The sequence below is a fragment of the Nonomuraea thailandensis genome (assembly GCF_024172165.1).
GTDB classification, from domain to species: Bacteria; Actinomycetota; Actinomycetes; order Streptosporangiales; family Streptosporangiaceae; genus Nonomuraea; species Nonomuraea thailandensis.
Map to the genome: position 1 here is coordinate 4,773,253 of NZ_JAMZEB010000002.1, position 20,307 is coordinate 4,793,559.

At 70.1% G+C, this 20,307-nt stretch carries 21 protein-coding genes; 5 read left to right on the plus strand and 16 right to left on the minus strand.

Annotation, left to right across the window (positions count from 1 at the left end; all coding sequences use genetic code 11):
* Positions 1-200: 200 nt before the first annotated feature.
* Positions 201-1,550: a WD40 repeat domain-containing protein gene (locus HD597_RS25530; RefSeq protein WP_253745245.1), complete on the minus strand. Its 1,350-nt coding sequence runs from the start codon at positions 1,548-1,550 to the stop codon at positions 201-203.
* 356 nt (positions 1,551-1,906) lie between these two features.
* Here HD597_RS25530 and HD597_RS25535 point away from each other — a divergent pair, with 356 nt between their 5' ends.
* A complete protein-coding gene (locus HD597_RS25535; RefSeq protein WP_253745246.1) occupies positions 1,907-3,358 on the plus strand; it encodes an amidase in 1,452 nt (483 codons plus the stop codon).
* Positions 3,359-3,614: 256 nt separating this feature from the next.
* Here the strand turns inward: HD597_RS25535 and HD597_RS25540 are convergent, their stop codons facing one another.
* The 3 genes from HD597_RS25540 to HD597_RS25550 form a co-directional block, all read right to left on the minus strand.
* A complete protein-coding gene (locus HD597_RS25540) occupies positions 3,615-4,700 on the minus strand; it encodes an NAD(P)/FAD-dependent oxidoreductase (protein WP_253745247.1) in 1,086 nt (361 codons plus the stop codon).
* Between the two features lie 93 nt (positions 4,701-4,793).
* Positions 4,794-5,636: a LysR family transcriptional regulator gene (locus HD597_RS25545; protein ID WP_276084110.1), complete on the minus strand. Its 843-nt coding sequence runs from the start codon at positions 5,634-5,636 to the stop codon at positions 4,794-4,796.
* Between the two features lie 168 nt (positions 5,637-5,804).
* Entirely contained in the window at positions 5,805-6,689 is an 885-nt protein-coding gene (locus HD597_RS25550) for an EamA family transporter (protein ID WP_253745249.1), read from the minus strand.
* Positions 6,690-6,723: 34 nt separating this feature from the next.
* Here HD597_RS25550 and HD597_RS25555 point away from each other — a divergent pair, with 34 nt between their 5' ends.
* Together HD597_RS25555 and HD597_RS25560 are read left to right on the plus strand one after the other, a co-directional pair.
* Positions 6,724-7,206, plus strand: coding sequence for an Lrp/AsnC family transcriptional regulator (locus HD597_RS25555; RefSeq protein ID WP_253745250.1), 483 nt, complete (start codon positions 6,724-6,726; stop codon positions 7,204-7,206).
* A gap of 193 nt (positions 7,207-7,399) precedes the next feature.
* Complete coding sequence (locus HD597_RS25560) at positions 7,400-7,810, plus strand: hypothetical protein (protein WP_253745251.1); 411 nt, start codon at positions 7,400-7,402, stop codon at positions 7,808-7,810.
* Positions 7,811-7,920: 110 nt separating this feature from the next.
* Here HD597_RS25560 and HD597_RS25565 read toward each other — a convergent pair whose 3' ends face one another.
* The 7 genes from HD597_RS25565 to HD597_RS25600 form a co-directional block, all read right to left on the minus strand.
* Positions 7,921-8,277: a hypothetical protein gene (locus HD597_RS25565; protein WP_253745252.1), complete on the minus strand. Its 357-nt coding sequence runs from the start codon at positions 8,275-8,277 to the stop codon at positions 7,921-7,923.
* A gap of 214 nt (positions 8,278-8,491) precedes the next feature.
* Positions 8,492-8,923 carry a DUF6463 family protein gene (locus HD597_RS25570; protein ID WP_253745253.1) on the minus strand — a complete coding sequence of 144 codons (432 nt, stop codon included), beginning with the start codon at positions 8,921-8,923 and terminating at the stop codon, positions 8,492-8,494.
* A gap of 211 nt (positions 8,924-9,134) precedes the next feature.
* Positions 9,135-11,066 (minus strand): fumarylacetoacetate hydrolase family protein, encoded by a 1,932-nt coding sequence (locus HD597_RS25580; protein WP_253745255.1) that lies wholly within the window; start codon positions 11,064-11,066, stop codon positions 9,135-9,137.
* 173 nt (positions 11,067-11,239) lie between these two features.
* A complete protein-coding gene (locus HD597_RS25585) occupies positions 11,240-11,599 on the minus strand; it encodes a hypothetical protein (RefSeq protein WP_253745256.1) in 360 nt (119 codons plus the stop codon).
* A 9-nt stretch (positions 11,600-11,608) separates the two neighbouring features.
* Positions 11,609-12,523, minus strand: a complete 915-nt coding sequence (locus HD597_RS25590) for a WXG100-like domain-containing protein (protein ID WP_253745257.1) — start codon at positions 12,521-12,523, stop codon at positions 11,609-11,611.
* The gene (locus HD597_RS25595) at positions 12,514-12,879 is read right to left on the minus strand and encodes a YbaB/EbfC family nucleoid-associated protein (protein WP_253745258.1); all 366 of its coding nucleotides are present in this window, start codon (positions 12,877-12,879) and stop codon (positions 12,514-12,516) included. Before HD597_RS25595 ends, HD597_RS25590 begins: the two co-directional genes overlap by 10 nt.
* A 163-nt stretch (positions 12,880-13,042) precedes the next feature.
* On the minus strand, positions 13,043-13,681 hold the full coding sequence (locus HD597_RS25600; protein WP_253745259.1) for a TetR/AcrR family transcriptional regulator: 639 nt from the start codon (positions 13,679-13,681) through the stop codon (positions 13,043-13,045).
* A gap of 121 nt (positions 13,682-13,802) precedes the next feature.
* Here HD597_RS25600 and HD597_RS25605 point away from each other — a divergent pair, with 121 nt between their 5' ends.
* Entirely contained in the window at positions 13,803-14,627 is an 825-nt protein-coding gene (locus HD597_RS25605) for an aminotransferase class IV family protein (RefSeq protein WP_253745260.1), read from the plus strand.
* A 100-nt stretch (positions 14,628-14,727) separates the two neighbouring features.
* Positions 14,728-16,398 carry a YncE family protein gene (locus HD597_RS25610; RefSeq protein WP_253745261.1) on the plus strand — a complete coding sequence of 557 codons (1,671 nt, stop codon included), beginning with the start codon at positions 14,728-14,730 and terminating at the stop codon, positions 16,396-16,398.
* A 118-nt stretch (positions 16,399-16,516) separates the two neighbouring features.
* Here the strand turns inward: HD597_RS25610 and HD597_RS25615 are convergent, their stop codons facing one another.
* The 5 genes from HD597_RS25615 to HD597_RS25635 all read right to left on the minus strand — a co-directional run bounded on the left by HD597_RS25615 (position 16,517) and on the right by HD597_RS25635 (position 20,292).
* Entirely contained in the window at positions 16,517-17,422 is a 906-nt protein-coding gene (locus HD597_RS25615) for an alpha/beta hydrolase (protein ID WP_253745262.1), read from the minus strand.
* A gap of 547 nt (positions 17,423-17,969) precedes the next feature.
* Positions 17,970-18,476: a peptide-methionine (S)-S-oxide reductase MsrA gene (msrA, locus tag HD597_RS25620; RefSeq protein ID WP_253745263.1), complete on the minus strand. Its 507-nt coding sequence runs from the start codon at positions 18,474-18,476 to the stop codon at positions 17,970-17,972.
* Between the two features lie 9 nt (positions 18,477-18,485).
* The gene (gene msrB / locus HD597_RS25625; RefSeq protein ID WP_253745264.1) at positions 18,486-18,953 is read right to left on the minus strand and encodes a peptide-methionine (R)-S-oxide reductase MsrB; all 468 of its coding nucleotides are present in this window, start codon (positions 18,951-18,953) and stop codon (positions 18,486-18,488) included.
* Positions 18,954-19,070: 117 nt separating this feature from the next.
* Positions 19,071-19,679: an FAD-dependent oxidoreductase gene (locus HD597_RS25630; protein ID WP_253745265.1), complete on the minus strand. Its 609-nt coding sequence runs from the start codon at positions 19,677-19,679 to the stop codon at positions 19,071-19,073.
* 196 nt (positions 19,680-19,875) lie between these two features.
* A complete protein-coding gene (locus HD597_RS25635; protein WP_253745266.1) occupies positions 19,876-20,292 on the minus strand; it encodes a carboxymuconolactone decarboxylase family protein in 417 nt (138 codons plus the stop codon).
* Positions 20,293-20,307 lie beyond the last annotated feature (15 nt).

A 20,307-nucleotide genomic window follows, 5' to 3' on the forward strand; every position in this document is an offset into this window, starting at 1 on the left:
GACTCCCGCCATTCGGAAGCGAGGACCGCCCAGAGCTGCTTGTCGTACCGCACACCCTCATACGGCCACGCCTCGCGTCGCACACCTTCCAGCGTCATGCCGAGCCGCTGGGCCACCGCTGAGCTGCGCTCGTTGTCGGCCCGGCAGCGACTCCCCTCGCCGGAGGCCAACGACGATCACGGGGCGGCCACGACGGTCCGTTACCCGAGCAGACCGGCCGGCGGGTCGGCGGGCAGCCCGATCGGGAAGATCCGCGTCTCACCACCGTAGCCGTCGAGGCCGGTGATCACGTTGGCCGCCAGCCAGCGGCCGTCCGGTGACCAGGCCAGCGGCCCGCCGTAGATGCCGCCGCGGCGGCGCGTGACGATCTTGTGGTCGGCGATCCTCCAGACGCACAACTCGTGCTCACCGGGCTCGTAGTACCGGTTCGTGCCGGCCGTTGCCGCCACATAGGCGCCGTCCGGGCTCACCGCCAGACCACTCACCTGTTCCCCGACGTCGGCGATGGTGTCCACGATGCTCACGGTCGACGGATCCAGGACGTGGATGTTCGCGCCCACGCCTGCCACGAACAGCCGGGACTCGTCCGCGGTGAAAGCCGCCGACTCGACGGTGAACTCCGGATCGTCCGCACCGGCGGGCACGACGCCCTCAGCTCTGCCGCAATCGCCGACGAACGCGTCGAGCCAGTAGCCCTCGCCGTAGTCCACGCGATAGCGGCCCGTGCGGGACCGGGCCCTCCCTGGTTGACGCGGCACGTCGACGGAGGCGCGCGCGCCCACGTCGTACGCCCACTGCCCGCCTCCGTGGAACCTAGTCAGCACCACCACGTGCTTCCCGGGAACCCAGGTGAGCTGGGGGAAGAGCCCTATTGTCACGCCGTCGACATCGGCGTGCTCGGTCCAGCCGCCAGTGTCGTAGATCACCAGCCCGTCCTTGTCGCTGGCGACCGCCAGAAAGCGGCCGTCGTCCGAGAAGGCGAGCCCACCCGGCGTGCCCGCCTCCTTGGACCGGCCCGCGAAGGGCATGAGCGTGACCGCGTTGCGCAGGTCCGGGACGTACGCAGCCTCCTCGCGGCGCACGTCGTCGGCAGCCATGGGGTAGGCCGCCGTGCCCCAGGCGTCGCCGACGCTCAACTGCTCCAGCCAGCGCGGATCGGTCACCCGCACGTCGTAATCGGCCTGGACGAGCAGCTCTTCGTCCTTCCAGCCGCCCAGGCGCTCGTAGGAGAAGTCGCTGAGCCGCTCGAAGTCCTCGTTCCGGGGTGGGTGGTTGGCGGTCGAGGTCCGCTCGATGTCCTCGATGAACCACCGGCTGTGGAGGTTGACCCACTCCTCGTTCAGGATCTGGTCCACGGTGATCGCTTCGCCCAGCGGATGCTCCCACCGCCCCCGCTGCCATAAGACGTCGAGGAAGAAGCCGGGCTCATCCGGCAGCGGCGGGCAGGTCCTGGCGCGCGTGTCGTAGTGGACGACGAAGACCTTGAACGTCACCTTGCGGCGCTCGGGGTCGAGCGCGAGCACGCGGACACCGTACAGATCGGTGGACAACTGCGGAACCTCACAGTCAGGAAGAAGGGGTGTGCCGGCAGAAGAATTCTGACATGACTTACCCCTTTCTACTGGACAATCCCCGCACCCTGTGGCCAGCAGCCGAACGAACAGCCGGGAATCGACGGGATTCCTCACGAGAATTGAGATGTCCATCTCGTTGCGCGAAGCGGAATTCCATGCCCTTGCCACTGGGGTCGATCCGCCATCGACCCTGTTGACCTGGGATTGGACCATCTCGGGCGGCAGAATGAGTGCGTGACCGGCCAGCGAGGACGGCCGTTTCGAGTTCTCCGGCGGATGCGGGCGACTTGTGCGAGGAAGAGCTCCTGTCACAGGCCCTTAGAGTCGAAGTCATGGAAAAGAGTTTTCCCGCGGCCGAAGAACTCGCGGCCGCCTTGCGTGCCGGTGAAGTGAGCTCGGTGGAACTGACCGACGAGGCGATCGCCCGCATCGAGCGGGACGACAAGGTGATCAACGCGATGTGCGTGCCGGACGCCGACCGTGCGCGGGCCGCCGCGCGCGCCGCCGACCGGGCCCGCGCGCGTGGTGAGGACCGGCCGCTGCTCGGCATCCCGGTGACGGTCAAGGAGTCGTACAACATCGCCGGGCTGCCCACTACCTGGGGCATGCCGTCGCACCGGAACTTCGTGCCGGCCGAGGACGCGGTGCAGGTGTCGCGGCTCAAGGCCGCGGGGGCGGTGGTGCTCGGCAAGACCAATGTGCCGTTGGGGCTGCAGGACATCCAGACCTTCAACGAGATTTACGGCACCACCAACAACTCGTGGGATCACAGTCGCACGCCGGGCCGGTCCTCGGGTGGATCAGCGGCGGCGCTGGCGTCCGGGTTCGGCGCGTTGTCCATCGGCTCCGACCTCGCCGGCTCGTTGCGCACCCCGGCGCATTTCTGCGGTGTCTACGCGCACAAGCCGACGCTCGGGCTGGCGGCGACCCGCGGCATGGTCGCGCCGCCGGCGCCGCCGTTGCCGGCCGACCTCGACCTGGCCGTCGTCGGCCCCATGGCGCGCACGGCCCGCGACCTCACGCTCCTGCTCGACGTCATGGCCGGGCCGGACCCGCTGACGCACGGCGTGGCGTACGACCTGACGCTGCCGCCCGCGCGCCATGAGCGGCTCGGCGACTTCCGGGTCCTGGTGATCGAGGAGCATCCGCTCCTTCCGACCGGGTCCGCCGTGCGGGCGGGCGTGAACCGGGTGGCCGACGCGCTTGTCGGCGGCGGCGCCCGCGTCGAACGGCGCAGTCCGCTGCTGCCCGATCTGACCGAAGCCGCGACGCTCTACATGCAGTTGCTGATCTCGGGCTCCGTCGCACGCTTTCCCATCGAATCGCACGAACAGCTGCGGACCCGCGCCGCCGGGCTGAGCGCGGACGACCAGAGTCTCGACTCCGTGCGGCTGCGCTCCATGCTGTTCAGCCACCGCGACTGGATGGAGGCGAACTACCGCCGCGAGGTCCACCGCCACGGCTGGCGGCAGCTGTTCGCCGAGTTCGACGCCGTGGTGTGCCCGATCACGCCGACGCCCGCGTTCCCGCACGACCACGGCCCCAACCCGCTGGAACGGCGCATCGACATCGACGGCGTCGAGTACCCGTACTTCGACCAGCTCGTCTGGGCCGGTCTGGCCACCATGCCCGGCCTGCCGGCCACCGCCGTACCAGCGGGCCGGTCCCCCGAGGGCCTGCCGGTGGGAGTGCAGCTCATCGGCCCGATGTTCGAGGACCGCACCCCTCTGCGGCTGGCCGAGCTGCTCGAACAGCGGATCGGCGGCTTCCACCCCCCGAGATAGAGCCTGATTGCCGGGTGCTGTTTCACGGGTCGGCGCAGGCGGGCAGGCAATGATCATCTGTGCGCGGGCAGGCTGTGAGCCGCCGCCGCTCACGGGGCAACGATCGCGCCGGCCACCGGTACGGAACAACGCGAAAGATCGAACCGCCGCTTAGGTCACCGGTTAACGTTCGAGCTCAAGGGCTTACCGCCGTCAGGGACGCCGGCGACACGCCGGCCGACGGCATCGACGCCCCCGCCGCTGCCCGAGCGCAGTCTCATCCGGCGGGTTCGCGGGTGGCCCGGCCGCCCTTGGACAGCGTGCCCGTGAGGTACATGTACCTGTGGAGCCGGTAGGTCTTGAGGGGCGTGCTGCTGACGAGCTGCTCCTTGTAGAGGATGGCGGCGCGGCCCTTGAGATAGGCCTTGCGCGGCGTGTCGTCGGCGTGGGTGAACTGGATGACGGCGTCGCGGCGGCCGAGGCTGACCGGCTCGTGGAAGTAGCCGTAGCGGAACGGCTTGACCCGCCTGCCCCGCAACAGCCTGGCGATGGTGTCGGCGGTGTACTGGCCGGCCGGTATGCCGCTCTGGCAGGTGCCGTGAACTTGTCCCCAGGCCGGCCGGATCGCGGCGGCGTCGCCGATCGCGTGAATGCCGGGATGGGACACCGACCGCAGTGCCGCGTCGACCAGGATCAGCCCTCGCTCGTCGGTGGCGATCCCCGCGTCCCTGGCCAGCGGGGACACCGACACCCCCGCGGTCCACAGGCAGACGTCCGACGGGACCTCCTGCCCGTCCTCCAGTTCGACGCGGTCGGGCCGCACCTTGGTCACCCGCACGCCCGCCTTGACGGTGACGCCCAGACGGTCCAGCGCACGATGAAGGTGGGCGCGTGCCTTGGCGCCCATCATGGCTCCCGGCTGGTCGCGGCTGAGCAGCGTGACGTCCAGCCGCGGAAAGGTCTCGGCGATCTCGGTCGCCGCCTCGATCCCGGTAAGGCCGCCGCCGCAGAACGTCACCGTGCCGCCGGCCGCCTCGAGGTCGCGCAGCCGGGCCGCCAGCAGGGTGGCGATCTCCGGGCTGTTGAGGGTGAAACAATGGGCATCGGCCCCTGGAACCTTGCCGGTGTCCGTGGAGCTGCCCAGGGCATACACCAGAGTGTCGTATCGCAGCACCGTCGTACCGCCGTCAATGCCCACCGTGCGGGCCTCGGGGTCGATCGCGGTGGCTTGTCCTCGTACGAACGTGACACCCGTCCCGGCCATGCGGGCATCGGTACGCCGCATCCGGCGAGCGAGCCGGGCGGTGGTCGTCATGCCCGAGTACCCGGCACCGAGCACGACGACATGGTGGTTGCTGTTCATCACTTCTCGCTTTCCGCATCGGAGTCACGCTCAGTTCGTGTCCGGCGGTCGCCTCCGACAACGACGATGCGAGAGCCACGCGATAACCCGCGCTTATGATGAATGCGTCTCCCGCCGGCTGTGGCTCTCCGTAGCCGGCCGCGTCTCGATGAGGGTCTTGACGAAGGCCCGGACCTTGGGCGACTCACCGTCGGCGCGCCGGAACAAGCCGTACTCCACCGGCGGCGCGTCGCGGAACGGAACGAACACCAATCCCGGGCGCGCACAGTAGGTCCCCGCCTCGGCCGAAGCCGGGAACAGGCCTCGGCCCGCGAGCACCAGGTTCATGGCGTCCTCCCACACCATGGCCGACGGTCCACGCGCGATGGGTCGCCCGCTGGGCGTGTGCGATGGGAAGTGATGATCCGTGAAGCACCGCGGCGGGCCGGACAGAGGAATCAGCGGTTCGAAAGCCAGGTCCTCCAGCGACACGATCTTCTCCGCGGCGAGCCTGTGCTCGGCGGGCACGACCAGCGCGCGCTGGTGCGAGAAGAACACCGGCCCCTTGACGATGTCCGGCTCTTCGCCGGGCAGCTCGGTCAGCTGTATGTCCCGTTGCCCGGCGCGTAACGCGCCGAATCGATCGTGCAACGGCACCTCGCGGATCTCGACCTGGCAGTCCGGATGCTCTGCCTGGAACGCGTCGGCCGCCTTGAGCACGAGCCTGCCACTCCACGCCGCGGCGAAGCCGACCCGGAGCATTCCGGTGAGGCCCTGCCCCCTCGCCAACGCGTGCGAGACCGAATTCTGGATCAGGCGGTAGCCGGGCACCAAGTCGGTGCGGAGCTGTTCGCCGGACTCGGTCAGCTGCACGTACCGGTTCGTGCGGTCGAAGAGTGCGGCGCCGAACCGGCGCTCCTGTTTCTTGATGGACTGGCTGACGCGTGCCTGAGTCAGGTGTCATCGCTCGGCTGTCCGGCCGAAGTGCAGCTCTTCGGCGAGCGTCAGGAATATCTCGATGTCACGTAGCTCCATGCGGGATCCTGACCGAGGGACGCGAGCCTCTTCCGGCCCTTTCTCGTCCGGGCGAGGCCTGCCGGGAACGGACGGTCAGGCCATGCCGCGTCATCGCACGGTCGCAGGGGTCTGGCGTTCGTGGTGGAGGGCTACCGCGAGCACCACGAGCCCGACTCCGGCGAGTTCGGAGAGCGAGGGCAGTTGCCGGAGCACCCCGATGCCGATCACTGTCGCCGTGGCCGGAAGCAGCGCCACGAGCAGCGCGTACGTGGAGCGGGCCATGCGTGCCATGGCGAGTTGATCGCACACGTACGGAATCACCGACGAGCAGATGCCCACCCCGATCCCGGCGGCGAGCGTGACCGGCTCGATCATGGCGGGAGCGGCCTGCCAGAGGCCCGCGGGCGCGACGAACACCCCGGCGACGAGCATGGCGGCGGCCAGCCCGTCGATGCCGCCGACGCCGCGCACGCCGCGCGCCGCCCGATGGGCCAGCACGATGTAGGCGGCGAACAGCGCCGCGTTGGCGAAGGCGAACGCCAGACCCAGCGGCTCCCCGGTCAGCCGGACGCCGGTCAGCACGTAGACACCGCTGACGGCGGCCACGAGGGCCACGAGATTGCGTACGGTACGGGCGCCGAGCGCGGCCAGCACGACGACCGGCAGAAACTCGATCGCGGCGACGGTCGCCAGGGGCACGCGCGCGATCGCCAGATAGAAGCAGACGTTCATCGCCGCGAGCACCGCACCCCAGGCGATGATCGTACGACGCCCGCCGGCGTCGAGCCGGGCCAGTGCCCGCCAGGGGCGGCGCCAGAGCGCGAAGACGAGTGCCGCGCTCCAGATCCTCAGCGCCGCGACCCCGAGTGGGTCGAGCCTCGCGAACAGGAGCACGGCGAAGGCCGGACCGAGGTAGTGGAAGACGGCGCTGCCGATGAAATAGGTCCATGCAGGCGCCTTGGACAGGACGGCGCGAGGGCCGATGGGCGGCATGGCCCCATTTTCGACAAGCCCCTAATTTAGGAGAATGGCGAATCGAAAGATCAGGCCCGATCGGGCGTACGAACCCAAGGAATTGGACGCGCTCGACCTTCGAATCCTTTCCGAGCTGCAGCTCGACGCCAGGGTGAGCCTCGCCGAGCTGGGCCGCCGGATCGGCCTGTCGCCCCCCGCCGTGAGCGATCGGGTGCAGCGGCTGGAGGAATCAGGAGTGATCACCGGCTATCGCGCCGAGATCGACCCGCGGGCCGTCGGCTTTCCGGTCACCGTGATGGTGCGCATCCGCCCGGCGTTCCGGGAGCTGCACCGCATTTCCAAGATCGCCAAAGAGGTTCCCCAGATTGTCGAGTGCTACAGGATGACCGGTGACGACTGCTTCTGCTTCACGATGCACCTGCGGACGGTCGACGAGCTCGAACCGATCCTCGACCTGTTCACACCGTACGGGCACACGACCACCTCCCTCATCCACACCGCGCCCGTGCCCCGCCGCCCCCTGCCCCTGGAATGAGAGCCGGGCCGCGTGGCGCGCCGCTGCCGGACGGTGAGCACCACAACCGGGAGAGCGAACTGGTTCGACCACCTTGGCGATTCGACGACCCCGTGACGCCGTTCGTTGAGAGCATGGCGGGCGTGACCTTCCACCATGAGATCGCCGCGCACCAGCGGAACGGCGAGCACGTGCCGCTGATCGAGGCCGATGCGTGAGAGCTGCCGCCGTAGCCCTGGGCGGGGCCGTCACCGCCCTGGCCGGGGTGTGGATCGTCGCCCGGGCCTGGGCCACCTGCGACGTGGGCGTCTCGGGGCTCGCGAACCTGCTGGCACTGATGTTCTACGCCGCTCCACTGTGGGCACTGGCGACCCTCACCTGGTGGGTCGGCACCGGCCTGCCGGGGCGACGTGTCCTCCTGGCGCGCCTCGCGGTCTCCGTGCTCGGCTCATTGGCCCTGATCTGGGCTTTCATGGCCTGGCAGCACTCGCCGGGCGGTGACTACCCGGTGTCCTCCTGCCCGGACAACGTGCCGCCGTGGTGGCCCCGCTGGCTGCCCCTGCGACCCGGCCGTTCCGGCGCTGCACACACGTTCTCGAACGTGTGCCACCAGCGCGGAACGTGAGGTGTCGTCGCGGGAGACCTCACGTTCCGCGGTGCTGTGCGGGAGATGAAGGCCGGGGCACCACTCGCCGGCGACAGGCGCCGCGCGCCCGGCCCGCACGGGCCTGCCCGCTACGGGTTGCCTGATCGGCAGACGGGTGAGGTGCGGAACTCGACGGACGCGCCGGTGGCGTCGCTGATCACGCTGCGGATGTCGTACCTGAAGGTGGGCTGGCAGCCGATCCCGACGAAGGTCCGGTTGTCGAACGCGGGGACGTTGAAGCCGTTGACGAACCAGCGGATGGCGACCGGCGCGACGGCGCCCGTGAACGAGACCGAGCAGAGGAAGCGCCGCGCGAGCGGCTCGCAGCCGCCGCCGGTCAGGGTCAGGCTCGACGACGCCGACGCGGAGGACGAGAGCACGCCCGGGGCGACGAGCAGACCGGCCGCGAGCACGGCGGGCATAGCGATCTTGGACAACCTGCGCATTCCTGTCTCCTTCTGGATGACTGGTGTGACAGACCCCCGTCTAACCCCTTGCTTCGTTCTCGCGGTCGTCCTGGATGACGCTCTGGTCGGGACGGGGATCGGTTCTCACCATGAAGACAGACGTGAAGGCGGTAACCATGGACATGAGCCTCACCGCACTGTTCGACGGATGCCCGGGGAACACGCCGAAGGGGCTGCGCCTCCTCCCCACCGCCTATTCGTCTCCCGCCCGTTCCCGGAGCGGGCCTCTGGACGCCCTCCGATCCGCCACGATGATCAGTGCCCCCGCGACGGTCCCGGCGAAGTACGGTGACGGGACGAGCAGCACCCCGCCCACCAGGCACCACGCCGCGAGCCCCCACCCGATCCCGGCCGGCACGGCCACCCCGCGTCCGGCGAGATGCCAGACCAGGCAGCCCAGGAGGACCAGCGGCACGGCGAAGCTGCCGGGACCGGCCCAGAAGGCGACCTGATTGTCCAGATTCCCTCCTTCGCCGGGGAAAAGCGGGACGGCCGCCCACAGCCCCCGGTCCGCCCAGCCGGCGACGTCGTCCCGGCTGATGACGGTCAGCAGGGACAGGTGTCCGGCCCCCAGCACGAGCATGATCCCGGCCGACCAGCGGAGCAGCCGCCTTCCGGTGTTCATCGTGACGTCCTTTCCAGCTGGGCGCGCCAGGCCCGCTTTCCTTGCCGGGTCAGTGCCGGGTGACGAAGAGGTGCCGGAACGGGGCGATGGCGACCGTGCAGAGGCACCCGAACAGGCCGTCGGGCTCGACGAGGACGGCCATCCGCGTCGCGGGCCCGCGTGAGCTCGTGAACGCGCCACGGGAGGGACGCGCGCGCGGGTCTGAGGAGCCTCATGAGAGATCTCGTCCGGCCATCATGGCCAGCAGCGTGAGCTGGTCCAGGTCGGGCGTGGCGTCGGGGTCGAGCTCGCGGTAGCGGCGGTGGAGGTTGACCACGATGCGCTCGGCGTCCAGCCAGGTGGCGTACTCGTCCAGGTCGACCTTCTCGATCGCCTCGGCGAAGGACAGCCCCTGGGCGTGGGCGGCATCCGCCTGCTCCACCACGTGAGCGAGGTAGCCGCGTACCGCGCGGACGCCGTCGGGGTCGGTGACCGGGCCGTGGCCGGGGACGATCGTGGCCGCGCCGGTGGCGATCATCCTGTCGCAGGCGGCGATCCAGCCGCCGATCGGGCCGCTCCACACGATCGGGGTGCAGCCGACGAACAGCAGGTCGCCCGCGAACAGCACGTCCGCGTCCGGCACGTGCACGACCGAGTCGGCGGCGGTGTGGGCCGGGCCGAGGTCCATCACGCGGACCTCGCGGCCCCCGACGTCCAGGATCAGCTCCCCCTCGTAGGAGCGGTCGGGCAGCCGCAGGCGGATGCCGCTGAAGTCGAAGGCGCCGAAGCGCTCGCGGAAGTACGGCGTCGCCGGGCCGAGGTCCACGACCTGGGTGGCGGTCAGCATCTCCGGCGGCAGCTCGTGCCGCATCTCGGTGCAGGTCGCCGCCGCGGCGATGATCTCGACGGTCTCCCCCAGCAGCTGGTTGCCGTGGGTGTGGTCGCCGTTGGCGTGCGTGATGACCGCGTGGGTGAGCGGGTGCCGGCCGGTGATCCCGCCCATGGCGGCGAGCATCTCGGCCGTGAGCGGCAGGTCGAACAGGGTGTCGACCAGGAGGGACGCGCCCTCGCCCGCGATCAGGCCGGCGTTGCTCCAGCCGTACCCGCCGTCGGGCAGCAGCCACGCCCACACCCCAGCGCCCACCTCGTGCAGGCCGCGCGTGTAGGGCAGCCGCGACGGGGCGCGGTTGACCCGCGGGCGAGGCGGCCGCCGGTCGGGGTTGTGCCGGGGCGCCAGCCGGTACGGCGCCGCCGACGCGCGCACGCTCTGCCGGGTCGCGCCCAGCCCCTCGACGGTCAGCTCGACGACGTCGCCGTCGCGCAGCCAGCCGGGGAAGGAGGCCGGGTCGGCGAGTGACAGGTGCTCGACGAGACAGCAGCCGGGGACCGTGCCCGAGCCGAACACGTCACCGGGCAGCAGGTCGACGCCGCGCGAGGCGTACGAGACGACCTCGCCGAAGCTCCAGTCCATGACGTCGGTACAGCCCGAGCCGATGGTGCGGCCGTTGACCTTGGCCTCGACGCGCAGGGCGAGCCTGCCGCCGCGGCGGCAGGACGCCAGCTCGTCGGGGGTGACGAGGAACGGGCCGAGGGTGGTGGCGCCGTCCTTGCCCTTGGCCTGGCCGATCGCCAGCGGCGACTCGCGTAGCTGCAGGTCGCGGGCCGACCAGTCGTTGTAGATGGTGTAGCCGATGATGTGCTGCTCGGCCTGCTCGGGGGTGAGGTCGCGGCCGCCGGGGCCGATGACCGCGGCGATCTCCAGCTCGAAGTCGAACCAGGCGCTGCCGGGGGAGATCGGCACGTCGTCGTACGGGCCGACGATCGTCGCCGGTGAGGCGAAGTAGAAGGCGGGGATCTCGTACCAGACGTCCTTGAGCGTACGAGGCGCGCCGGAGGCCTGCTGGCAGTTGCGCATGTGCTCCAGGAAGCACAGGCAGTCGCGGACGGACGGCGGGCGCGGGATCGGCGCGCGCAGCTTCGCGCCGGCCAGCGGGACCGGCCGCTCGTTCGACGCTAAGGCGGCTTCCCCGGCGGCGCGCAGCCCGTCCGTGCCCCGGCTGATGAGCTCGATCAGGCCGACGCCCGGCGGGACGGGGTGGATCAGATCCTCGCCGAGCACGCCGGTGCGGTCACCGGTGCCGGTCGCGTAGGTCACCCAGCGCATGGAACCTCCTCGCTTCTATGTTGGCCGACATAGAATATAGCGGTCAGCACATACTCCGCTCGGTGGCATACCCGTGCCTCGCCCGCGCCGCCGGGCGCCGTGCATGACGTGACAGCCGCCCGGAAGGCCAGGCCGCACCCGTGCAGGCGATCCTGGTGCTGCAACTCAGGTGCTCAGCCCGTGCCCCAGATCGGCCGTTCGGGGTCGGCGGGGGGCAGCTTCGACAGGGTCGCGGCGAGGCCGGCCCAGTCGGCCACCTGCACGTTGTCCGCCATGAGACGCAGGCGCCCGGCGATCTCCTGGTGGGCGTCGAGCAGCACGTCGACGCCCTCGATGATCTGGCCGGTGACCGCCTCGTACCCGCTGCCGCCGCCCTGGCCCTTCAGGAACGTCGTGCCCTCCTGGGTGCCGCCCCAGAAGTCGCCGATGGCGTTCAGGTCGTCGGCCGCCGCGGCGACGAACCTGCGTAGGTCGCTCCGCTCGGTCTCGAACGCGGTCGCCGCCGAGCGGAGCTGCTTCTTGTGGATCTCCATGCCGCCTCCTCAACCTCCGGCCGGCTTGTGCGCCATGGTGAAGTACAGCAGCACCCGGCTCAGGGTCTGCTCCCAGGTGGGGACGAGCTCCGCGCCCGACTGCCCGTTCAGGGCCTCGTACGCGGGGCCGTACCCTGCCGATCCGCCGGCCAGGCGGCTCAGGAAGTACTGGACGTCCAGGTTCGAGGTCGCCTTCCTGGCCAGCGGCATGGCCGCGTCGAACACCCCGTAGAAGGCGACCGACGCGGCGAACTCCTTCATCGCCTGCGTCGCGTTCTCACCGAGCGAGCCGGGGTCCTCCCCGCGCAGCGCCTTGACGCCCGCCACGACGCCCACGTCGCCCACGGCGAAGAAGGTGCTGCCGATCGTGTACTCCGTCAGCTTGCTGAGCACGATCTTGGCGATGCTGTGCTCCAGCAACTTCGCCAGCAGCCGGGCCTGCGCCCGCCGGATGAGGATCTGCGTGATCTCGTACGCCCAGCCCGCCTGCCAGGGGAAGGTGGTGATGAAGACGAAGCTCGCCAGGTTGGCCAGGGCCAGCGTCCAGTACGCGTCCCTGGCCGCCTCGAGCGTCTCGGCGAAGTCGTCGCAGGCCGTGCCGTTGTCGCGGCACCGCTTGGCGAGCCTGGCGGTGAAGGCGTTCTCCTCGGCCTGCGGGTAGAGCGCGGCGGTCACCGTCTTCTTGAACTCCTCCACCCCGGCCCCGTCGTTCTTGCGCCACACCGACTGCGCGGCGGGGTAGGTGCGGTCGGGGCTCTTCTCGATCCGGTCGGCCAGGCGTTTCCAGACGGCACCCGCCTGGCGCGCCCGGTCCGGATCGCCCTCGGGGTAGGGCGTGGCGAGCATCTTGAACACGAAGGCCGCGATGCCCAGGGTGCCCAGGCCGTAGATGCTCGCGCGGCCGGGGCTGACGTTCAGCGCCACCGGGTACTGCCCGTGTCGTCCTCGTTCAGCAGCGTCCCGGCGATGAACGGCGCCACCATGTCGTTGGCCTCCTGCTCGGCGGCGCGCGCAGCCCGCCCGGCGGCCTCCATGATCGCCGCCGCGAGCTGGTCGGAGCCGAGCCGCATCGCGCGGGGATCGATGCTGAGCCCTGCCAGCGCCCCGGTCTGCGTCACCTCCACCACGACGCGCCCCTCGGCCGCCTCGCCCCGGCCCACGACCGAGGTGATCCGGTCGCGCAGCCCCTCGATCGCCGTCAGCTCCTGCTGGAAGTCCTTCAGCAGCCGGCCCAGCTCTGGGTCGCCGGCGGTGCTGAACGGCTCCGTCGGTGGTGTCATCCCGCCTCCCGGTCGTTCAAGCGAAGTTCACAACATACTGCTAAAACAGGGCGGAAATATCGGTTATTAGTGATCTTCAGGCCACCACGACGACCTTCCCGGCCAGATCCAGCACCCGGTCCGGGCCTTCAGGCCGGATCTCGCGCGCTCTCGCCGGCCGCCCTCACGGCGACTCCGCCCGCTCTTCGCCGTTCCCGGCGGGAGGAACGTCCGGGCGGCTGTTCGCCGGGGCGAGGCCGGCGAGTGCGGTGTCGACGATCAGGTGGATGTGTTGCGCGTCGGCGGGCCGCTGGCGCATGAGCCAGTGGTAGTAGGCGGGGCCGTAGAGCATTTCGATCACGAGGTCAGGGGTGAGGTCGGGACGGATCTGGCCTCGGCGTTGCGCGCTCTGGATGCGCTGGGTGGCGGCGCTCGTGAGGTGGCTGATGAGCCGGTCCCACAGGGCGCGCGCGAGTTCGGGGTCCTGCTGGGCCTCACCGATCAGGGCGGCGTAGTGAGGGCCGGTGTCGGGACGGAAGACGGTGCCGGCGGCAGCCGTGATCTGCGTCTTGAAGTCGGCGGCCACGTCGCCGGTGTCGGGGAAGGAGGCGTCCACGGTCATCGCGGACAACAGCCCGTCCAGCAGAACGGCGGACTTGGAGGGCCACCACCGGTAGATGGTGTTCTTGCCGACTCCGGCACGGGCGGCGATACCTTCGATGCTCAGCTTCCGGTAGCCGACCTCCCGGCACAGCTCCAGGGCGGCTCGGACGATGGCCTTGGCTGATTCCTCGCTGCGGCGTTCGGGGCGTCGGGTCGGCATGCCCTCAGCATATCCGTCAGGCGGCACGGATCGTTCCGTGTTGACTCGCACAGCCTGAGCCCTCCATACTCAGGCGGAACGGAACGTTTCGCGTCGCTTCAGGCGAGAAAGAGGGATACCCATGTCGGAACGCATGACCACGATCTCCGAACCCGTGGTGCAACGTAACGGGCAGGCGGCGACCGTCGACGATCTGGCACCACTGGCCTTCGCCGGCTATGCCCACTTCACCGCCATGCAGGTGCGGGAGGGCAGGGTTCGGGGTCTCGACCTGCATCTGGAGCGGCTGCGCCACGCCTCGGTCACGCTGTTCGGCCAGGCGCTGCCCGACGATCGGGTGCGGTCCCATGTGCGGGCGGCGCTGGAGGCGGGCCCGGCCGATCTCTCGCTGACGGCCACGGTGTACTCGCCGGCGGGCGAGTTCACGGTGGCCGGCGCCGACGTGGCACCTGAGCTGCTGATCCGCACAGGCCCGGCCGCGTCCGGCCCGCGGGGGCCGTTGGCCCTGACCACGGTCGAGCACGAGCGAGTCCTCCCCGCCGTGAAGCACGTCGGCGAGGTGGCGAAGACGTACTTCCTTCGCGAGGCCGTCGCGCAAGGCTTCGACGACGCCGCCTTCGTGGACCGCCGGGGCAGGCTCAGCGAGGCGTCGATCTGGAACCTGGCCTTCTGGGACGGCTCCGCCGTGGTGTGGCCCGTCGCCGAGATGCTGACCGGGACCACCATGAGCATCGTCCGCCGGCAACTGCGTCACCTCGCAATCCCCCAGCGTGACCAGGAGGTCAGGCCGGCGGACCTGCCGTCGATGGCCGGGGCCGTGGTCATGAACTCGTGGACGCCGGGCGTGGCCGTTCACCGCATCGGCTCCACGGCCCTGCCCGAAGCGCCGTCCTTCGTGGAGTTGCTGCACCGCGCCTACGAGAACGAACCCCTCACCGCACCGTAGGACCCGACGGCCCGAGCGCCTGCCCCTGAGACCGTTCTGGACGACGATCACCCCATGTGCGAACATGTGTTCGATATTCATCCTCCAGAACGGAGTGCATGTGCACCCCTCCAGCTCTGACCGTGCTCCTGTCTCCCATCGATTAGTCGCCCTGGCCGGGTCCCTGCTCCTGGCAGCGGGCCTGCTCGTCGCCCAGGCGCCCGCCGCCACGGCCGCCGACACCGTCACCGACCTCGGCGTCGCCTCCGACAGGGGCGGCGACGTGGTGGGGCAGAGCGGCAGGATCTTCGTCGCCGCCGACGATCGGATCGTGGTCACCAAGAGCGACGGCGCGCTCATCGACACGATCAGCGGCCTGTCCGGCGCCGTCGCCCTGTCCGTGGCGGACAACGGCAGGAAGGTGTACGCGGCGCTGCGCGATTCGCATGAAGTGATCGAGATCGACATCGCAACACTCGCCATCACCAAGCGGATCGACCTGACCGCGCACCCGTGTCCGTCCACGCTGGCCCAGTCGTACGAGCGGTTGTGGGTCGGATACGGGTGCGGCCAGGCGGGGGAAGGAGGCGTCGTCGCCCTCGACCTGTGGACGCCGGCACCCACCCCCGCCCCGGTCGGGCCAGGCGCCACGCAGCCTCCGCTGCTCGCCGTCGCCGGGAGCACACTGGTGGCGGGGGAGCCGGGAGCCGGCTCCGCCTCGGTCAGGGTGTACGACGTCAGCACCACCCCGGCCACCCCGCGCGGTGAGATCCGCGCCGAGGAGTCCCTACGGGACCTCGCCCTCACCGACTACGGGTCGGCGGCGTTGTCGGCGTTGGCCGACACCCGCCGGTTCGACGCCTGGGACACGACGACCACGGCCAGGACCCGCGCCTACGACGGCGGCGAATTGAGCGAGCACGGCCTGCCCACCGCCGTCGCGGCCAGCCCGAACGGCGCCTACGTCGTGGGCGGCCGGAACTCCCCCGCGGGCGACGCGGCGGAACTCGTGGTGTACGACCCGGCCACGGCGGAGGTGATCTACTCGGCCGGCCACCAGGGCAAGGCACTGGTGGCGGGCAGCATCGCCTTCTACGGCGTGCTCACCTATGCGGTGCTGAAGGAGCCCGGCACCGGGCGGATGCACCTCTGGCGGTTGCCGCATTCGCCGTACCACGCCTCCTCCCTGACCATGACGGCTCCCTCCGAGGCGACCGCGCTCAAGCAGCTGACCATCAGCGGGCAGCTCACGCTGAGCACCGGCGCGCTGCCCGGCGTACAGACGCTCGAGCTGTACAGCCGGCTCCCCGACGGCACCTCCAGGCCCTTCCAGGAGATCACCACGGAGGCGGACGGCACCTACCAGTTCACCGACACACCACCGAAGTGGGGGTCGTACGAATATCGGGTCCACTGGCCGGGCAACTCCTGGTTCGGGGGCAGCGGCGCCTCGGCGACCGTCGAGGTGGGCCTGTACCAGCCGGTGCTCACCGTGACCGGCCCGGCGACCGGCGTCGTCGGAGAGCGACTCGAATTCACCGGATCCTTCGCCGCCGACGGCATCACCTTCCCGCGCGCCTTCGTCACCGTCGTCCGCAGGGTCTCCACCCCTGATGGCACCACCTCGACAGGCCTGGCCAAGCCGACTCCCACCGCCGACGGGTCGTTCAGCTTCGCTGACACGCCGGCCGCGGCCGGCAAGTACACGTACGTCATCCAGCTGCTGGGGACCTCGACCATGGAGGGGGCGAGAACCACCCACGTGGTCGTGGTCACCCAGCCCCCCGCGTAACTCCCGACCGGGTGACGGCATCCGTAGTCGCCGTCACCCATGTCGTGGCGCGATCGCCTGGCCGAAGCCGCGTTCGCCTTCGCTGCGTTCGCCTTCATCTGGGCCGCCAGGACGGGGATCAGGTCTCGCGGCCGGCAGCACCCTGCTCGGCCCACATGGCGCACTCCTTGACGAAGGCCAGCTGCCGCAGGTGCAGCGCGATCCCGAGAGTGTGGTGGTCGATGCAGTGACCGGTACGGCGAGCGACGCTCGCGTCCACGAAGGGCGCCGAGGTGAACATCTCGGCGAATCTGGCGACGTTCTCCGGGCCGCCGGCCCAGAGGGCGTCGAACTCGGCGAGCGCGTTGTGCACGGGCACCCGTACCCGCGGAGCCACCTGGGGAAGCTGCTCCCGAGGCCACGCCGGCGCCTGGATCAGCTCCCGTACGGGAGCCGGCGCGTAGGAGCCGCGAGCCTGGCTCAACGCCTCGGCACTGTAGGTGGACACGGGCCCGAACATGATTCGGTTCCGCTGGGCGCCGGGCAGGTCCACCGTCTCGTCCCGGGGCAGGGAGCCCAGCGCCTCGGCCGCTCCGCCCCGCGGGATGACCGCGCCCACTCCGGTGGCCGACACCCCGATCAGCGGCCAGCCTGGCTCGCACGCGGCGATCATCAAAGCGATCATGCCACCGATCGAGTGGCCCACCAGGAACACGCCGCCTGCCCCGTACCGATCGACCGCTTGGCCGATGGCAGAGCCGAGCAGTTCCGCGTGCCGGCCGAAGGTGTTGGCATCGGGTTCCAGCGGCGAGCTGCCGCCGTAGCCGGGACGGTCGAAGGCCACGACCGAGTAGCCGTTGCCGGCGGCGACGTCCAGGAACGAGCCTTCGGGCCCACCCGCCACGTCGAAGTAGCGCGCGGTGTACGTGCCACCGTGCAGGGCGACGATCAGCGGCTTGCCACTCGCCGCAGCAGGACCGGCCGCGAGCGCCGTGATCCTGTATTGATCGGCCTTGAAGGCCGGGTTCTCACGCTGCTCGGCCATCATCGCCTCCTGCCGAAGGGATGTGAGGTGTCCCCGCTCACCCAGCCGCGGGCCAGGGCTCCTACGCCGGAAGGGCCCGTCGCCTTGGGGACGCCCCCGTCATCGGAGCCAGGACCTGCGACAATAAGCGCTTTTCATCATGACACTGACCATCCTGCCATCACGAGCCGGCGGACTCTCGCGGGGCTGCGAGTCGAGCGACCGTCCATCGTGCTCCCGGTGGCCGGAGTGCCGAGCTCTTGGACATGTCCGCAGGCCGATGACATCCTCACTCGGACCGCCACCCCCGATGCCGGTCCTGCGCCGCCCCCCATGATGCATCAGATACAGCAGGCGAACCGACCGCGATCTTGCCCGTGCCGCCGCGTCGAGCAGTTCGAAGAGGACCTCGTCTCGGCCGAGGCCACGGCGCGGACCCGTTGCGGGACGGGCTCGACGTGGCCGATCCCGGCGATGGCCTCGGGGTGGTCACGCACGAGGCTCTGCTCGCCCGCGTTTTCCCGGATACGCGCCGGCGCGCGGGCTCTGAGCCCGCGCGCCGGGAGTGTCAGGCCGTTTCCCGCTTCGGGAGCTTCCACCCGGGACGGGGGAAATGGCAGGTGTAGCCGCTGGGGTACTTCTGCAGGTAGTCCTGGTGCTCGGGCTCGGCCTCCCAGAAGTCGCCCGCCGGGGTGACCTCGGTGACGACCTTGCCGGGCCACAGGCCCGAAGCGTCGACGTCGGCGATGGTGTCCTCGGCGACCCGCTTCTGCTCGTCGCTGGTGTAGAAGATCGCCGAGCGGTAGCTGGTACCGATGTCGTTGCCCTGGCGGTCCTTCGTCGAGGGGTCGTGCACCTGGAAGAAGAACTCGAGCAGCGCGCGGAAGTCGGTCTTGTCGGGGTCGTAGACGACCTCGATGGACTCCGCGTGGGTGCCGTGGTTGCGGTAGGTGGCGTTCGGGACGTCGCCGCCGCTGTAACCGACGCGCGTGGACACGACGCCGGGCTGGTGGCGGAACAACTCCTCCATGCCCCAGAAGCAGCCGCCGGCGAGGATCGCCTTTTCGGTGGTCACGTCGTCTCCCTACTTGTCGTCGATGTCACTGGTGAACAGGGTGCGGTGTTCGCCGTACCCCTCCTGCTCCAGGTCGTCGAGGTGGATGAACCGCAACGACGCGGAGTTGATGCAGTAGCGCAGCCCGCCCCTGTCGCGAGGACCGTCGTCGAAGACGTGCCCGAGGTGGCTGTCCCCATGCAGCGAGCGGACCTCCGCCCGGATCATCCCGTGGCTGAAGTCCTCGCGCTCGACGACGTTCGTCTTGGTGATCGGCTTGGTGAAGCTCGGCCAGCCGGAGTGACTGTCGTACTTGTCGACCGACGCGAACAGCGGCTCGCCGGACACCACGTCGACGTAGATGCCGGGCTCGTGGTTGTCCCAGTAGGCGTTGGCGAACGGGCGCTCGGTGCCGTCCTGCTGGGTCACGCGGTACTGCTCCGGGTCGAGCCGCGAAACGGCTTCCGGGTTCTTGTGGTACTGGGTCTGCCGGGGCACAACTTTCCCTTCCCGGCCTTTCGGCACGAAGCTGGGGAACCAGGTGAAACGCTCCTGGACGCGCAGATAGAGACACTCCAGGGGCCGGTTCTATTCCTACGGACGGTCGCCCGTCGGTCACCGTGCCCGACGACCCTGTCGCCGGCCGGCCTCCCCAGCCGGCTCGGCGTGCCGCAGAGCGCCGGCCAGGAGGTTGCCCGGCACGCGGATCAGCTGCATGCGCCAGCCGGCGGATCTCCAGCCGGGCAGGCGCGTCCTGGGCGTCGTCGAGCTCCCCTGAGCGGGCCATGTCGCCGTCGGTGTTCGGTGGTGGACCAGCAGAGCCCGTACGGCGGTGCGGATCACCCTGTCGGCGTGGTCGGCCGGGCCACACCATTTCACCGGAGCCGCTTCGATACCGGCGCGATCCCCGGCCCAGGCCACGTAGCCGTCCGGGCGGTCGCGCAGCCACGCGCCGACCCCGAACCAGCCGTCGCCGAACGGGAGGGTCACCACCACGCCCCGCGTGCCGGCCTGGGTGATGGGCGGCGGCTCGGAGGCGGGGATGCGGACATCGGCCAGCAGCATGGGCAGGCTGTGGGCGGCGCCGGCGAAGCCCACCTCGACCAGGTCGCGGACAGTGCTGTGAGCGCCGTCGGCGCCGGTGACGTACCTGGCCTCCGGCTCGCCTCCGTCCTCAAGTTTCAGTCGTACGGGTTCGGCGTCCTGGGCCAGGCCGGCCCACATGGGCGTTGCGGCGGATCTGCACCGAGTTCGGCGGCCCGCTGCTGCAGGACCTTTTCGGTGACGTTGCGGGGCACCAGCAGCAGCATCGGGTACCGCGTGTCCAGCCGCCCGAAGTCGATCCGTGACTGCGTAGGCGGGATGCACCTTCCTGAGCGGTGCGCGGCCTGCGGGCGTTTCACTTCGACGTGCACTCCCCTCACGCGTTCCCTTCGCCGAGGTTCGGGAGTTTCTCCATGTAAGAGACGGCCCGGCGAAGGAGCGGAATGGTGACCGACCCGCCTCCTACGAGGGCGATCTGCAGCGCCTCGAGCACCTGATCACGATCTGCCTGCTCTTCGTCACATCGTTCGAGGTGGTAGTAGACGCATTCCTCGCAGTCCTTCATCACGGACACCACGAGGCCGAGCAGTTCCTTGACCGAGACGGGCAGGGCGCCGGGCGCGTACGCCGCTCCGTCCAGCGAGAAGAAGGACTCGAACAACGAGCCGCTGCCGCGCAGGCGCTCATTTCCCTCGGCTCTGGCTCTGCGGAAAGCGTCCGGAGAAGGCGTCACAGTCAGATGTTCGCGGGGATGAGGTGGGGCATCGGCCTGAGGGCCTGTGGGGCTGGACATGTGGGCATTCTGTTC